General features: G+C 42.9%; 2 protein-coding genes and 1 pseudogene. All 3 read right to left on the bottom strand.

The features are described from left to right. A pseudogene (locus QUB33_RS29565) lies at nt 1-227 on the bottom strand (hypothetical protein); the annotation flags it as partial. A 123-nt stretch (nt 228-350) separates the two neighbouring features. After that, on the bottom strand, nt 351-485 hold the full coding sequence (locus QUB33_RS29560; protein ID WP_333358289.1) for a hypothetical protein: 135 nt from the start codon (nt 483-485) through the stop codon (nt 351-353). A 21-nt stretch (nt 486-506) separates the two neighbouring features. Beyond that, nucleotides 507-917 carry a hypothetical protein gene (locus tag QUB33_RS29555; RefSeq protein ID WP_333358286.1) on the bottom strand — a complete coding sequence of 137 codons (411 nt, stop codon included), beginning with the start codon at nt 915-917 and terminating at the stop codon, nt 507-509. Nucleotides 918-1,058 lie beyond the last annotated feature (141 nt).

Below are 1,058 nucleotides of genomic sequence, written 5' to 3'. Positions count from 1 at the left end.
CTAATCGAGGTATCACCTTGTTCATAAATTTTAACTATTTTCTCACGCAACTCGATCGAATAAGGTTTCATTTTTTTTCGCTTATGTACTACATAGAGTGTATCATATATACATGGAATATGCTGTATGCTGCGGCCATTCTTACTTGTAGTACAGCGTTCTCTCAGTGGACAAGTGGCACATACCGGTTTGGGAAAATGAACGACCTTACCGGGTTCAAACGGCATAATAACTTGATTTGGGCAACTAATTACTTTGTTTTCCCAGTCAAAAACAAAAGCGTTTTTATCAAATAGTCCTGAGTTTCTTACCGGCCATGCCTTACAAAATATCTGTAATTGTTCGGCTCGTTATTTTACCCAATGACTTGATAAATAAGCTCGGTCGATATGTAGTTCATTTAACTGAACCTGTTGTTTTTTTAAGTCAACTTCTAAGTCCACAGTGGCAGCGGCTTCTGGTGTATTAGCACGGGTTACAGCCACAGCCCGAACCACCCCTATATCTCAATCTTTAAGAATATGGCGTTTATAACCATCTATTTTTTGAGAGCGGCTTTTTCGGCCATGCCGCATATCTGGATCTTCAATAGAAATGCGTCGGTCCTTAGCAACCCCTTTGGTCAGCTTCGGAACTCCCATTGAGTCTGCTGTCACATTTTGGGCTTCAATCAATCGGGCAAGCTGGAGAGTATTTTGCGCCCCTCCTAGCTGTTCAGAATTAGGCTGCTGTTGCATCCATTCTTCTACAGAAACTAAGCTGCTTAGTAGAGTTGATAAGGCATTTTGGCTTTCGGCTGGGTCATCCCAGTTTAAATCTAATGCGGCTTTTAAGCTGGAACTATTGACAAAATTCGCTCCGGCTTCATTGGCAATTTCTGTCAGCCCCCTCCCCTGCTGGACAGCTATTATACTCAACGCCTTACGCAGAGCATGACCCAAGAGATTATAGGTGTCTTCAACTTTACCAGCACCCCATAGTGCAATGGCACTGAAAAAGTCTCAATCACGCCCTCCGTTTAGATTTCAAGACAGAGCGAGGTTCCTGCATTCGAGGAT

Origin of the sequence: Microcoleus sp. B3-A4 (assembly GCF_036705385.1) — a bacterium.
In the GTDB taxonomy this organism is placed as follows: domain Bacteria; phylum Cyanobacteriota; class Cyanobacteriia; order Cyanobacteriales; family Microcoleaceae; genus Microcoleus.
The sequence above is the reverse complement of the archived record's forward strand: the minus strand, read 5'-3'. Positions and strand labels throughout refer to the sequence as shown.